We start from the raw sequence: 12,335 nt of genomic DNA, 5'->3' as shown, positions 1-12,335 counted from the left end.
CCCCCCCCTTAAAGCGCCTGCGCCGCCTTCAGCACCTCTTCGACATGGCCCTTCACCTTCACCTTGCGCCAGAGGGCGCGCAGGATGCCGTCCTTGTCGATCAGGAAGGTGGAACGGTCGATGCCCATATAGGTGCGGCCATACATGTTCTTTTCCACCCAGCTTTCATAGCGCTCGGTGACGTCGCTGTCCTTGTCGGATGCCAGGATGAAGGGCAGCTGGTACTTGGCCTTGAACTTGTCATGGCTGGCGACGCTGTCCTTGGAGATGCCGATGATGGTGGCGTCGGCCGCCTCGAAATGCGGTAGCTGTTCGCCGAATCCGCAGGCCTGCGCCGTGCAGCCGGTGGTGTCGTCCTTGGGATAGAAATAGATGATGACGGCCCGGCCTTTCAGCGCGGACAGGGTGACGCTGCCATTGCCGTCGGTGGGCAGGGTGAAATCAGGGGCGGGTGCGCCGATGGCGATGGTCATGGATGGTGTCCTTGGCGGATAATGTCGGAGATGAGGATTGGGATGCCGGGTGGGATAGTCAACCCGTCCGACGCAATGGGGAGTGGGGCATGATCACCGTCGACTATGTGCGCACCATGGCCGCCTATGGCAACTGGATGAACAGCCGCATGATGGCGGCCTGTACCGCCATTGCCGCCGCCGACCGCACCCGTGACATGGGCGCCTTCTTCAAGTCGTTGCATGGCACGCTGGATCATATCCTGTGGGCCGACATGATCTGGATGGGCCGGTTCCGGGGCACGGCCCTGCCGGTGCCCAAGGCCGATGGCCTGCTGCGCCCCGACTGGGATGAGCTGGTGGCCGATCGGGCCGCGGTCGACGCGGATATCGCGCAATGGGCAGAAACGCTGACACCGGAATGGCTGGCCGCCCCCATCACCTATGTCACGAAGTTCAACCCGCACCGCTGGACCCTGCCGGCCTGGATACCGGTGACCCATATGTTCAACCACGCCACCCACCATCGCGGGCAGGCGACGACCCTGATGATGCAACTGGGCGTCGATCCCGGCGTCACCGACCTGCCGGTGCTGCCGGGTTTCTTCGACGGGTCGTTGGAGGTGGGGGCCAGCAAGGTTCCGGTTTAGGACCCGTCGCCCAGCACCTGCCGGCAGAACCGCACGGTGATCGGCTTCTTGGCGGCCAGACCGGCATGGTCCAGCGTGGCCACCACGCGCCGCGCATTGGCGAAGCTGCGTTCGGTGCGGGTCATCAGCCAGTCGATGACATCCTCCCCCACCCGGATCTGCCGGTCGGCGAACAGCTTGACCAGCACGGCCATCAGCAGCGCGTCATCCGGGGCTTCCATGCCCACGGCGGGGGCCGCCAGCAGGCGGGAGCGCAGGTCGGGCAGGCGGATGACCCAGTTGATCGGCGCGTTGTCCGCCAGCAGCAGCAGCGATCCCCCCATCTCCTTGGCCAGATTGTAGAGATGGAACAGCGACCGTTCCAGCGTGGGGTCTCCAGCCACATCCTGAGCCCCGTCCAGCACGGCGGTGCGCATGGGGCGCAGCAGTTCGGGCAGTTCCGCCTCGTCGCGCAGATCATCGACAGACAGCAGGTTGGCCCGCGCCCGCGCGCGCCAGATCTGCGCCAGATGGCTTTTGCCGCTGCCGGGCGGGGCGAACAGCAGCAGGGCGGGTGCCGGCCATTCCGGCCAGGAATCCAGCCAGGCGACGGCATCCTGGTTGCCGGGCGCGACCAGGAAGTCATCCTCGCCCATTGCCGAGCGGTGGCCAAGGTCCAGCGGAATCTGTCGGGAGGGAACGGTCATGACGTGCCCTCCTTTCATTGGGGCGGGAGAGTCAGGGCGCAGGATGGGTATCGGCGGGGCCGGCGCGTTCGGCCCCCTCCGCTGCCGGATGGGATAGCAGCGGGTCGGGGGGCAAGTCGAGGTCCGTCGCCACCACCGGCGGGCAGCCATTGTAGAAGCTGCTCTGCGTATACTGCCGCAAACAGAAGCGCGCCAGCACCCCGAGGATGGATGCCACCGGTACAGCCACCAGCACACCGACGAATCCGGCCAGCGCCCCGCCGGCCATCAGGGCGAAGATCACCCAGACCGGATGCAGCCCCACCCGGTCGCCCACCAGCTTGGGCGTCAGGAAATTGCCCTCGATGGCCTGACCCAGGAAGAAGATGCCGGCGATGACGCCGACGCGCCACATCTCATCGAACTGGAACAAGGCCAGCCCGACGCTGGCCGCGAATCCGACCAGGGAGCCGACGAAGGGGATGAAGGACAGGATACCGGTGATCAGGCCGATGACCAGCCCGAATTCCAGCCCGGCCAGCGTCAGGCCCAGGGCATAGAATACGCCCAGGAACAGGCAGACCAGCGCCTGTCCACGCACGAATCCGGCCAGCGTGGTGTCCACCTCGCGGGCCTGTTCGCGGATCGTATCGACATGCGGGCGGGGCAGCCAGCCGTCAACCGTCGCCACCAGCCGGTCCCAGTCGCGCAGCAGATAGAAGGCGACGATGGGGGTGATGAACACCACGGACAGGATGTCGATGATGGCCACACTGCTGGTCAGGATGTTGCGCACCACATCCGCGGTCCAGCCCACGGCCGTGCCGGCATAATTGCCGGCGGCGGCCCGGATCTGCTGCTGCTCCGACGCGGGCAGGCGGCGCAGCCAGCGCTGCACGGTGGGCACCACCTCCTGCTTGGCCCAGGTGATCCATTCCGGCGCCACCTCGATCAACCGGGTGATCTGGGCCTGCAGCAGCGGTGCCAGCAGTAGCAGCGCCAGCAAGACGGCCAGCAGGAAGCCCAGCAGCACCACCGTCGTGGCGCTCCACCGCTTCCAGCCGCGCGCCTCCAACTTGTCCGCCAGGGGGTCCAGCAGATAGGCGACCGCCATGCCGACCACGAAGGGCGCCAGCATCGACCGCAGCAGCCAGAACAGAAGCACGAAGATGACCAGGCCCCAGACCCAGAATTTCCACTGGTTGCTGGCGCGCATCATACGTCTTTCCCCTGGCCGTCACTGTCGCTCAAGAACGCGTCTTCCGGCTTCGGCCGGTTGAAATAGGCCGCCAGGATGGCGCCCAGCGACAGGATCACCACCAGCAGTTGGGCGGGCATGATGAACAGGTCCATGCCGAAGCCGGGGCCCTGGAACACCAGGATGATCAGGGCCAGCAAGTCCATGGCGATGATGGTCAGGTGGAACAGCCAGCGCGGTTCCCGGATCCAGGGATCATTGCCGGCCGATTGCGGCAGATACTGTCCCAGCGCCAGCACCAGTTCACGCAGCAGCACGGGGATCAGCACCCACAGCGGCAGCAAGCCATTATAGGTGAGGGCCGCCAGGGCGAGAATCGGCAGCAGCCGGTCGGCCAACCCGTCCAGCACCCCACCCAGCCTTGTCCGCGCCTTGAAGACCAGCGCCGCCAGCCCTTCCAGCAGGGCGCCCAGGCCGGCCAGCACGAACAGCCAGAAGGCGATGGTCATGTAACCGCTATAGATCAGCCAGGCGATGAGCAATGCTGCCACCAGCCGGGCGGCGGTAATGCCCATGGTGATGCGGCGCAGCCGCTCCATTGTGGGATCGGTGGCCGGGGATTCGGACAGGGGCGCGGTCATCGGGCTTCAACTCCGCCTATGGCACTTGGCAGGGCAGTATGAGGGATTGCGGATGGATAACAATGGGCTGGAAGCCATAGGCCGGTGCCGCTCACCGCGTTGCACGCAGCACCGGTCCGTCGACCCCGTCCTCCAGTGCCAGGTCGCGCTGGGCCAGGGCGATGCGTAACTGTTCCACCCCGCCGACATGGCGCAGGTCCAGCACGGCGCTGGTGCGCGACAGGCTGGTCAGCGTGGTCTGGGTCACGGTGCTGACGCTGGCCAGACGCTTGCGCACCGATTGCCATCCCGCCTGGTCGGCGAAGTGGACGGTCAGGACCATACCGGTCTCTGACCCTGTCGCGATCTGGGTGGCGGCGGTCCAGCGTTCCTCCAACCGGTGTGTCACCGCTTCAACCGCGGCGCGCAGGGTGGGGTTGGCCTGCGCGTTCCCGGGCACGGCCGCCGGGTCGGCCGGCAGGGGCGACTGGGTCAAGGTGAAATGCTCCACACCACCATTGGCGGCATGCAGGCTGACGGCGATGGTCAGGCCGGTTTCCGCCGTGCCGGTTGCCACCACGACGGCCACGTCGCCAGCCTTGTACCGGTCGGCGATGCGGCGCAGGGCCCCGGCATCACTGGCCAGCGCCTGTTCCACGCCGATATCGGCCACGTCCGCCCCCTCGCCATAGGGCACGGTCACCGGTACCAGCCCGCCCTGCTGCGGGGCCAGGTCGGCCCAGGCCTGGCGCCAGCCCGTCTCCGCCTGCCACAGCACGGGCGTGCCGCCGGCCTGGTCGACGGGCAGGACCAGCACGGGCTTGGACCGCACCTCGGCATAGGAGACCCCATTGGCGCGCAGGTAATTGCGCACCGATGCGGCGTTGAAGCGGATGGCCAGCCGGCCGACATAGCGGGTGGCCGAGGTCCGCTCCTCCTGGATTTCGAAGCTCTGCACCATGCGCTCGATCGTGTCGGACGCCACGGGCGGCAGGGCGGTGCGGGCGCCATCGACGGTCAGCCGGTCGAACAGCAGGTCGAAGGCCTTGCGCTGCGCCTCGCGCACGCCCTGGTCGCGGGCGACATTGGCATTGCCGGACGAGATGTCGACACCCACGTCGCGGATGGTGAACAGGTCGTCCACCCCCTGGCCGGAAGCGGGCAGGGCGAGGGCCGCCGCGACCAGGGCAGCGGACAGGCTTTTGCGCAGGGCGGGGGTGCGGATGACCGGCATTGCCTTGAGTTCCGATATTGCTATGTTCGGCGCCAAATCCGGGGGGCGGCGACCGTATAACGCTTTCTACCGCACCCCGGCTCCCTTACGCCAGCAGCGAGGACCAGGGCATGAGCAGCTATTCCTACCGGGATGCGGGTGTCGATATCGACGCGGGCAACGCGCTGGTCGATGCCATCAAGCCCTTGGCCAAGTCCACGGCCCGTTCCGGCTCCGACGCCGGGCTGGGCGGTTTCGGTGCGCTGTTCGATCTGCGGGCGGCCGGGTTCCAGGATCCGCTGCTGGTTTCCACCACCGACGGTGTCGGCACCAAGCTGAAGGTGGCCATCGACGCCAATAAGCATGACACGGTCGGCATCGATCTGGTCGCCATGTGCGTGAACGATCTGGTGGTGCAGGGGGCGGAACCGTTGCTGTTCCTGGATTATTACGCCACGGGCAAGCTGGACGTGGCCGCCGGCCGCGCCATCGTTGCCGGCATCGCCGAGGGCTGCCGTCAGGCCGGCTGCGCCCTGGTCGGCGGGGAGACGGCAGAGATGCCGGGCATGTATGCCGCCGGCGATTATGATCTGGCCGGCTTCTCCGTCGGTGCGGTGGAACGTTCCCAGGTGCTGGTGGGCGACAAGGTGGCGGCCGGCGACGTGGTGCTGGGCCTAGCCTCGTCAGGCGTACATTCCAACGGCTATTCGCTGGTGCGCAAGCTGGTGGGCGTGTCGGGCCTGACCTATGACAGCGCCTGCCCCTGGGATGCGTCGCGCTCGCTGGGCGACGCGCTGCTGACGCCGACCCGCATCTATGTGAAGTCGGTGCTGGCCGCCGTGCGCGCCGGCACGGTCAATGCCCTGGCCCATATCACCGGTGGCGGGTTGATCGAGAATATTCCACGCGTCCTGCCCGATGGCCTGGGCGTTGACCTGGACGCCGCCAGCTGGGACCTGCCGCCGGTATTCGGCTGGCTGATGAAGACCGGCAATGTCGAGGCGGCGGAAATGGCCCGCACCTTCAATTGCGGCATCGGCATGGTCGTCGTCGTCCCGGCCGACAAGGTCGACGAGGCCGCCCGCATCCTGGCCGACGGTGGCGAGACCGTGAAGCGCATCGGCACCGTCGTGCCGCGCACCGGCGACGGTCACCGCGTCGTCATCAGCGCGTTGGAGCGCTGGTCGTGAGGTTGCGCCTGGGCGTCCTGATCTCCGGCCGGGGCAGCAACCTCCAGGCTTTGATCGACGCCGCCAAGGACCCAAGCTTTCCGGCGGAGGTGGCACTCGTCATCTCCAACAAGCCCGACGCCCCCGGCCTGGAACGGGCGCGGGCCGCCGGCATCGCCACCGAGGTCATCCGGCCCAAGGATTATGCCGACAAGCCGGCCCATGAGGCGGCGGTTACGGCGGCCTTGACGGAGGCCGGCGTCGGTCTGGTCTGTCTGGCCGGCTATATGCGCCTGCTGTCGCCCTTCTTCGTGGATTGCTGGCGCGACCGGCTGATCAATATTCACCCCTCGCTGCTGCCCGCCTTCCCCGGCCTGGATACCCATGCCAGGGCGATCGAAGCCGGCGTGCGCTTCCATGGCTGTACCGTGCATTATGTGCGGGTGGAGATGGATACCGGCCCGATCATCGTCCAGGCCGCCGTGCCCGTGGCCGATGATGACACGCCCGACAGTCTGGCTGCCCGCGTGCTGGAGCAGGAGCACCGCGCCTATCCGTTGGCCGTGCGGCTGATCGCCGAGGGTCGGACGGCGGTGGAGGGCAACCGCGTGGCGGTGCGGGGTGCCGGGCTGGCGGCTGCGGTGATCGGACCGGTGGCTTAAAGGCCCAACACGGGTATTGCCAGGGCCTGTGCGGCGCTGTGGAGGTCCTTGTCCAGACTGGCCAGGGGCATTTCCTGCCGCAGCGCCAGTTCCAGATAGCTTGCGTCATAAAGCGTCAAGCGATACTGCTCAGCCAGGGCCATTGTTACACCCCAGGCATTATAACTGGTGTCCTGATCGACCCTGATGTCCAGTTCCGACAGCAGCTGTAGTGAACGATTTCGTCGGAAATCATCATATCGCCCGCGTCGGATGCCCATCATAAGGCCGTTCGCGACTTCAAGGTGCCAGATGCCGGTTACATGGGCACCGTCATGCAGAACCTGCCGCATTACGGTCTCCACCGCCACGCTGGCTTCGTCCTCGAAGCACCAGGCCAATGCGACTGAGCAGTCGAGGATAAGGCTCAACGGCGGCCCTCTTCGATCAATTCCTTGATGCTGAGGCCGTCAAGCCGGGCGCCCTTGCGCAATTCCTTCATTTCTTCAACGGCTGCGAGAGCGCGTTTGGGATCGTATGGTCTCTGGGCGCGCACCAGCTTGGCGACCGGGCGCCCCTGCCGCGTTATAGTGATTTCCTCACCCTGCTCGACAAGGTCCAGCAGATTGCCCAGCGTATTCATCGCCTCTGTGGCAGCGATCTCCCGCATTTCATGGCCTCCTCACCTTTGATCAAATAGTAGATTACTCCTGGCTGATATCGCCTACAAGGCATGTTGCCCCGCTCATGGAACAGGTGCCTGCATTCATCATGCCCCATATCCGCACCGCGACCTCCGCCGATCTCCCCTTCATCCACGGCCTCGCCCCGCGGCTCGCCGGTGTTGCCGACCTGCCCTGGCGCAGTGCCGACGAGGTGATGCGGTTCCAGCGCAGTTTCATGCATGAGACGCTGGAGGCGCCCAAGCCCGGCGCCGTCACCCTTGTCGCGCAGGACGCGGCCGGAACGCCGCTTGGCTTCATCCATGCCGAACCCATGCTCGACATCTTCACCGACATCTTGGCCGCCTATATCCCGCTGCTGGCGGTGACGGAGGCGGCGGAAGGGCAGGGGGTGGCAGGCACTCTGATGGCGGCGGTGGAGGACTGGGCGAAGCGGCAGGGCTACGCCTCCCTGTCGCTCGACGTGTTTGCCAGCAATGCGCGCGGCCGTGCCTTCTATGCAAGGCAGGGATACGGGGAGGAGACGCTGCGGCTGGTGAAGGACATTCGGTAGCACCCCCAACTGTTCGAGAGCCCCTTGTCAACCGCCCCACCAACCCTTACACAATCGCGCAAGATTTCCATCGCCTTGTTCTGAGGAGAAGAAAATGGCCGGCAATCATGGACCCGTGGTGGTCAGCGACAAGCTGGTGAAAGAGCATGCCGAAGGCTGGCACGCCTTCACCCGCTTCACCACGATCGGCATCATTGCCGTGATCCTGTTCCTGCTGATGATGCTGCTGCATTTCTTCATCGGCTGGGGCTATGCCATGCTGTTCATGGTGCTGGGCTATGTGGTGCTGACCATCGCCGCCTTGCTGGGCAAGGTCTGACGGGACATTCTTCCCTCAAGTCGCGGGCGCCGCCTCCGGCGACTTGGCGCACGCCATCATGGGGGCAGGAGCGTCGGTCGGCGGTCCTGGATTGCACAAGCTTTACGATGTTGAAAGGGCCGCCAGCATCGCTAGGCGGCCTTTTTCCGTCTGTGACATGCCGGTAGTACGCCTTTGGACGGGTTCAAGCCCTTGAAGGGGGTGTTTTGGTGTGCCACGTTAACGCCTGACGCCGTCAGGGCCGTTTCTTCCGTGCCCAATTGGGGCGGGCGGCCTGTCCAGGCCCATCGGGGCTGGCGGCATGGATATAGAAGGCTGACAAAAGATGTTGGACATCCCTCGCGGTGTTCTCTACCCGGTCCTTCCGCTGAGAGACATCGTCGTCTTCCCGCACATGATCGTCCCGCTGTTCGTCGGCCGTGAGAAATCCGTCCGCGCGCTGGAGGATGTGATGAAGGATGACAAGCAGATCCTGCTCGTCACCCAGAAGAACGCTTCCCAGGATGATCCGACCCCCGCCGACATCTTCTCCGTCGGCACCATCGGCACGGTTCTGCAGCTCCTCAAGCTGCCCGACGGCACCGTCAAGGTGCTGGTGGAGGGCGGCAAGCGCGCCGCCATCACCAAGTTCGGCGACAATGAGGAGTTCTTCCAGGCCTATGCCGAACTGATCGACGAGAAGGTGGGCGAGCAGCAGGAGCTTGAGGCCCTGAGCCGCGCCGCCGTGTCGCAGTTCGAGCAATATATCAAGCTGAACAAGAAGATCCCGCCCGAGGTCCTGGTTTCCATCAACCAGATCGAGGAGCCGGGCAAGCTGGCCGACACCATCGCCAGCCATCTCCAGCTCAAGATCCCCGAGAAGCAGCAGTTGCTGGAGACCCCGACGGTGGCCGAGCGGCTGGAGCGGGTCTATGCCTTCATGGAAGGCGAGATCGGCGTTTTGCAGGTGGAAAAGCGCATCCGCAACCGCGTGAAGCGCCAGATGGAAAAGACCCAGCGCGAGTATTATCTGAATGAGCAGATGAAGGCCATTCAGAAGGAATTGGGCGAGGGCGAGGACGGCAAGGACGAGGTGGCGGAGATCGAGGAGAAGATCGCCAAGACCAAGTTCAGCAAGGAAGCCCGCGAAAAGGCCCAGGCCGAGGTCAAGAAGCTGCGCACCATGAGCCCGATGAGCGCCGAGGCGACCGTCGTGCGCAACTATCTGGACTGGATGCTGTCCATTCCCTGGAAGAAGCGCAGCAAGGTCAAGAAGGACATCAAGGGTGCGGAAACCATCCTGAATGCCGACCATCACGGTCTGGAGAAGGTCAAGGAGCGTATCCTTGAATATCTGGCGGTGCAGCAGCGCATGGATAAGGTCAAGGGCCCGATCCTCTGCCTCGTCGGCCCGCCGGGCGTGGGCAAGACCTCGCTGGGCAAGTCGATCGCCAAGGCCACCGGCCGCAATTTCGTGCGCATGTCGCTGGGCGGCGTGCGGGATGAGGCCGAGGTGCGCGGTCACCGCCGCACCTATATCGGCTCCATGCCCGGCAAGGTCATCCAGGGCATGAAGAAGGCCAAGACCTCCAACCCGCTGTTCCTGCTGGATGAGATCGACAAGCTGGGCGCCGACTGGCGCGGCGACCCGTCCTCGGCCCTGCTGGAAGTGCTGGACCCGGAGCAGAATGCGACCTTCAGCGACCATTATCTGGAGGTCGATTACGACCTGTCGGACGTGATGTTCGTCTGCACGGCCAATTCGCTGCGCATGCCGCAGCCGCTGCTGGACCGTATGGAGATCATCCGTCTGGCCGGCTACACCGAGGATGAGAAGGTGGAGATCGCCAAGCGCCACCTGATCGACAAGCAGGTGACCGACCATGGGCTGAAGCCGGGTGAGTTCACCATCACCGACGACGCCCTGCGCGATGTGATCCGCTATTACACGCGGGAAGCCGGCGTGCGTTCCCTGGAGCGTGAGATCGCCAATCTGGCGCGCAAGGCCATCAAAGAGATCCTGATGAAGGGTCTGGAGAAGGTGAAGGTCACGCCCAAGAACCTGGAAAAGTTCGCCGGTGTGAAGCGCTTCCGATTCGGTGAGGCCGAGCTGGAGGATCAGGTCGGTGCGACCACCGGTCTGGCCTGGACCGAGGTGGGCGGGGAGATCCTGACCATCGAGGCGGTGATGCTGCGCGGCAAGGGCCGCATCCAGACCACCGGCAAGCTGGGCGACGTCATGAAGGAATCGGTGCAGGCCGCCGAATCCTATGTGAAGGCCAATGCGCTGAAGTTCGGCATCAAGCCGACCCTGTTCGAAAAGCGGGATATCCATGTCCACGTGCCGGAGGGGGCGACCCCGAAGGATGGCCCGTCGGCCGGCGTGGCCATGATCACCACCATCGTATCCGTCCTGACGGGAATCCCCGTCGCGAAGGACATTGCGATGACCGGCGAGATCACCCTGCGCGGCAAGGTTCTGCCCATCGGCGGCCTGAAGGAGAAGCTGCTGGCGGCATTGCGGGCGGGAATCAAGCGCGTGCTGATTCCCAAGGACAATGAGAAGGACCTGGCCGAAATCCCGGATAACGTCAAAAAGGGCCTGACCATCACCCCGGTTTCAACCGTAGATGAGGTTATCGCCCATGCCCTGGTCACCGCTCCGGTCGGAATTGAGTGGTCCGAGCCCGAAGAAGTGGCCCAGGTGCCCGGAAAAGCTGGGGATGAGGACCGTGACGGCGTGATTCGGCATTGAAGTGCGTCGGGAAATCGTGTGAATTGGGTTCCCGCCGCCACCCGCACAAATCCTTGTGTTGGCGGCGGAACCTATCCTGAATGCCTGGGAATTTTTTTCGGGCATGTGCAACCGTTACTCTCTTGATGAGGGGGGCCTTAAGTGAACAAGAACGATCTCGTTGCCGTGGTCGCCGAAGCGGCTGGTTTGTCCAAGGCGGACGCGAATAAGGCCGTGGATGCGGTCTTCGATGGGATCACCGGCGCGCTGCAGAAGGGCGACGAAGTGCGGCTGGTCGGTTTCGGCACCTTCGCGGTGGCCGAGCGCGCCGCTTCCGAGGGTCGTAACCCCCGTACCGGTGAGAAGATTTCCATCGCTGCCAGCAAGCAGCCGAAGTTCAAGCCCGGCAAGGGCCTGAAGGACGCGCTGAACTGAGCGACGACCGTTAGGGACCCCCGGCAATAGGCCGGGCCGACTGACAGCGGATAAAACGGGCGGCCGCAAGGCGCGCCCGTTTTTCTGTTTTGGGGCCTGGGGCCGCTGGCCGCGGATTGTAATGGCTCTTCCACGCGACAAGGGCAGCCTCGCCAACTTCGCTGTTGACCCCGCCGTTCGCGTCGCTATTGTCCCGCCACGGATGACGTGGGCGGTTAGCTCAGCGGTAGAGCATCGGTTTTACACACCGCAGGTCGGGGGTTCGATCCCCTCACCGCCCACCATCCTCCCCAATCTCCATACCCAGTTCGGATGATCCACCTGTTGCGCGGCAATGGGACAGGGTATGATGCGCCCGGGCCGGTTCTGACGGCCGCTGGATGGGGAAGGCGCTTCGTGACCGATTCCACTGATCGTCGCCTGGGCGACCGCATCCTGGCCGCATTGGAACTGGCCATCGACCAACAGGAATTGGAAATTGCCGAGCAGCTTTGGCGGGCGCTGGAACTGGCGCTGAGTCGTTATGGCGGCCCCGACGCGGTGGAGAAGCGTGATCCGCCGGCGGCACTGGACGAGGCCCTGGACCGCCTGCTGGCGCTGCGCCAGGCCAACGGCACCTGAATTATAGACAGCCCTCAGATGCTGATCACCGTCCTTGGCGGTTGGGCGGATACGTCCATCTGCTTGTGGTGGACAGGCTGGCCTGACCCGCCCAACCAGGGGTGATTTCATGTTTGACAAGGGGTGCGGGGTCGAATATACACCCGCCCACCTCAGCGGCGGCGGGGCTGGAAACGGTCGCGACGCTGTTGGGAAAGTTTGCGGGTGTAGCTCAGTTGGTTAGAGCGCCGGCCTGTCACGCCGGAGGCCGCGGGTTCAAGTCCCGTCACTCGCGCCACTTTCCTTGAGGTTCCAGGTGCGCCCTGACAAGTGCGCCGTTGGCTTAAGCGGGTGTAGCTCAGTTGGTTAGAGCGCCGGCCTGTCACGCCGGAGGCCGCGGGTTCAAGTCCCGTCACTCGCGCCA

Annotated in this window: 15 protein-coding genes and 3 tRNA genes; 11 read left to right on the top strand and 7 right to left on the bottom strand. The window is 64.9% G+C overall.

What is annotated here, in order from left to right:
* Nucleotides 1-8: 8 nt before the first annotated feature.
* Nucleotides 9-473 carry a peroxiredoxin gene (locus AC1Q7F_RS08305; protein WP_492505629.1) on the bottom strand — a complete coding sequence of 155 codons (465 nt, stop codon included), beginning with the start codon at nucleotides 471-473 and terminating at the stop codon, nucleotides 9-11.
* A gap of 89 nt (nucleotides 474-562) precedes the next feature.
* Here AC1Q7F_RS08305 and AC1Q7F_RS08300 point away from each other — a divergent pair, with 89 nt between their 5' ends.
* Nucleotides 563-1,102 (top strand): DinB family protein, encoded by a 540-nt coding sequence (locus AC1Q7F_RS08300; protein WP_492505628.1) that lies wholly within the window; start codon nucleotides 563-565, stop codon nucleotides 1,100-1,102.
* Here the strand turns inward: AC1Q7F_RS08300 and AC1Q7F_RS08295 are convergent.
* The 4 genes from AC1Q7F_RS08295 to AC1Q7F_RS08280 form a co-directional block, all read right to left on the bottom strand.
* Complete coding sequence (locus AC1Q7F_RS08295) at nucleotides 1,099-1,788, bottom strand: HdaA/DnaA family protein (RefSeq protein ID WP_492505626.1); 690 nt, start codon at nucleotides 1,786-1,788, stop codon at nucleotides 1,099-1,101. The genes AC1Q7F_RS08300 and AC1Q7F_RS08295 overlap by 4 nt on opposite strands.
* Before the next feature lie 31 nt (nucleotides 1,789-1,819).
* Complete coding sequence (locus tag AC1Q7F_RS08290; RefSeq protein ID WP_492505624.1) at nucleotides 1,820-2,986, bottom strand: AI-2E family transporter; 1,167 nt, start codon at nucleotides 2,984-2,986, stop codon at nucleotides 1,820-1,822.
* Entirely contained in the window at nucleotides 2,983-3,606 is a 624-nt protein-coding gene (locus tag AC1Q7F_RS08285) for a CDP-alcohol phosphatidyltransferase family protein (protein WP_492505622.1), read from the bottom strand. The genes AC1Q7F_RS08290 and AC1Q7F_RS08285 overlap by 4 nt, the downstream gene beginning before the upstream one ends.
* Before the next feature lie 91 nt (nucleotides 3,607-3,697).
* The gene (locus AC1Q7F_RS08280) at nucleotides 3,698-4,819 is read right to left on the bottom strand and encodes a hypothetical protein (RefSeq protein ID WP_492505620.1); all 1,122 of its coding nucleotides are present in this window, start codon (nucleotides 4,817-4,819) and stop codon (nucleotides 3,698-3,700) included.
* Nucleotides 4,820-4,929: 110 nt separating this feature from the next.
* Here AC1Q7F_RS08280 and purM point away from each other — a divergent pair, with 110 nt between their 5' ends.
* Both purM and purN read left to right on the top strand, forming a co-directional pair.
* The gene (gene purM / locus AC1Q7F_RS08275; protein WP_492505618.1) at nucleotides 4,930-5,988 is read left to right on the top strand and encodes a phosphoribosylformylglycinamidine cyclo-ligase; all 1,059 of its coding nucleotides are present in this window, start codon (nucleotides 4,930-4,932) and stop codon (nucleotides 5,986-5,988) included.
* Nucleotides 5,985-6,629, top strand: a complete 645-nt coding sequence (gene purN, locus AC1Q7F_RS08270; protein ID WP_492505616.1) for a phosphoribosylglycinamide formyltransferase — start codon at nucleotides 5,985-5,987, stop codon at nucleotides 6,627-6,629. Before purM ends, purN begins: the two co-directional genes overlap by 4 nt.
* Here purN and AC1Q7F_RS08265 read toward each other — a convergent pair.
* Complete coding sequence (locus AC1Q7F_RS08265; RefSeq protein WP_492505614.1) at nucleotides 6,626-7,039, bottom strand: type II toxin-antitoxin system VapC family toxin; 414 nt, start codon at nucleotides 7,037-7,039, stop codon at nucleotides 6,626-6,628. The two genes, purN and AC1Q7F_RS08265, sit on opposite strands and share 4 nt — an antisense overlap.
* Nucleotides 7,036-7,278 carry a type II toxin-antitoxin system Phd/YefM family antitoxin gene (locus AC1Q7F_RS08260; RefSeq protein ID WP_492505612.1) on the bottom strand — a complete coding sequence of 81 codons (243 nt, stop codon included), beginning with the start codon at nucleotides 7,276-7,278 and terminating at the stop codon, nucleotides 7,036-7,038. The genes AC1Q7F_RS08265 and AC1Q7F_RS08260 overlap by 4 nt, the downstream gene beginning before the upstream one ends.
* A 101-nt stretch (nucleotides 7,279-7,379) precedes the next feature.
* On the opposite strand from AC1Q7F_RS08260, the gene AC1Q7F_RS08255 reads away from it, so the two are divergent.
* From AC1Q7F_RS08255 to AC1Q7F_RS08220, 8 genes are all read left to right on the top strand, one after another.
* On the top strand, nucleotides 7,380-7,844 hold the full coding sequence (locus AC1Q7F_RS08255) for a GNAT family N-acetyltransferase (protein ID WP_492505610.1): 465 nt from the start codon (nucleotides 7,380-7,382) through the stop codon (nucleotides 7,842-7,844).
* 94 nt (nucleotides 7,845-7,938) lie between these two features.
* Nucleotides 7,939-8,163 carry a hypothetical protein gene (locus AC1Q7F_RS08250; protein WP_492505608.1) on the top strand — a complete coding sequence of 75 codons (225 nt, stop codon included), beginning with the start codon at nucleotides 7,939-7,941 and terminating at the stop codon, nucleotides 8,161-8,163.
* Nucleotides 8,164-8,488: 325 nt separating this feature from the next.
* Nucleotides 8,489-10,897, top strand: a complete 2,409-nt coding sequence (gene lon / locus AC1Q7F_RS08245) for an endopeptidase La (RefSeq protein ID WP_492505606.1) — start codon at nucleotides 8,489-8,491, stop codon at nucleotides 10,895-10,897.
* Nucleotides 10,898-11,038: 141 nt separating this feature from the next.
* Nucleotides 11,039-11,311 (top strand): HU family DNA-binding protein, encoded by a 273-nt coding sequence (locus AC1Q7F_RS08240; protein WP_094456833.1) that lies wholly within the window; start codon nucleotides 11,039-11,041, stop codon nucleotides 11,309-11,311.
* A gap of 209 nt (nucleotides 11,312-11,520) precedes the next feature.
* Nucleotides 11,521-11,595 (top strand) — tRNA-Val (locus tag AC1Q7F_RS08235).
* Between the two features lie 112 nt (nucleotides 11,596-11,707).
* On the top strand, nucleotides 11,708-11,932 hold the full coding sequence (locus AC1Q7F_RS08230; RefSeq protein WP_492505604.1) for a hypothetical protein: 225 nt from the start codon (nucleotides 11,708-11,710) through the stop codon (nucleotides 11,930-11,932).
* Nucleotides 11,933-12,132: 200 nt separating this feature from the next.
* Nucleotides 12,133-12,209 (top strand) — tRNA-Asp (locus AC1Q7F_RS08225).
* Between the two features lie 49 nt (nucleotides 12,210-12,258).
* Nucleotides 12,259-12,335, top strand: a tRNA-Asp gene (locus tag AC1Q7F_RS08220).

The sequence above is a fragment of the Niveispirillum sp. GW835-FHT14G11 genome (genome assembly GCF_058793615.1).
The sequence above is the reverse complement of the archived record's forward strand: the minus strand, read 5'-3'. Positions and strand labels throughout refer to the sequence as shown.

Excerpts from the sequence above, each read along its gene's own strand:
- AC1Q7F_RS08260 (WP_492505612.1), bottom strand. The coding sequence starts at position 7,278 with ATGCGGGAGATCGCTGCCACAGAGGCGATGAATACGCTGGGCAATCTG.
- AC1Q7F_RS08305 (WP_492505629.1), bottom strand. The coding sequence starts at position 473 with ATGACCATCGCCATCGGCGCACCCGCCCCTGATTTCACCCTGCCCACC.
- AC1Q7F_RS08295 (WP_492505626.1), bottom strand. The coding sequence starts at position 1,788 with ATGACCGTTCCCTCCCGACAGATTCCGCTGGACCTTGGCCACCGCTCG.
- AC1Q7F_RS08255 (WP_492505610.1), top strand. The coding sequence starts at position 7,380 with ATGCCCCATATCCGCACCGCGACCTCCGCCGATCTCCCCTTCATCCAC.
- AC1Q7F_RS08290 (WP_492505624.1), bottom strand. The coding sequence starts at position 2,986 with ATGATGCGCGCCAGCAACCAGTGGAAATTCTGGGTCTGGGGCCTGGTC.
- lon (WP_492505606.1), top strand. The coding sequence starts at position 8,489 with ATGTTGGACATCCCTCGCGGTGTTCTCTACCCGGTCCTTCCGCTGAGA.
- AC1Q7F_RS08285 (WP_492505622.1), bottom strand. The coding sequence starts at position 3,606 with ATGACCGCGCCCCTGTCCGAATCCCCGGCCACCGATCCCACAATGGAG.
- AC1Q7F_RS08280 (WP_492505620.1), bottom strand. The coding sequence starts at position 4,819 with ATGCCGGTCATCCGCACCCCCGCCCTGCGCAAAAGCCTGTCCGCTGCC.
- purM (WP_492505618.1), top strand. The coding sequence starts at position 4,930 with ATGAGCAGCTATTCCTACCGGGATGCGGGTGTCGATATCGACGCGGGC.
- AC1Q7F_RS08250 (WP_492505608.1), top strand. The coding sequence starts at position 7,939 with ATGGCCGGCAATCATGGACCCGTGGTGGTCAGCGACAAGCTGGTGAAA.
- AC1Q7F_RS08300 (WP_492505628.1), top strand. The coding sequence starts at position 563 with ATGATCACCGTCGACTATGTGCGCACCATGGCCGCCTATGGCAACTGG.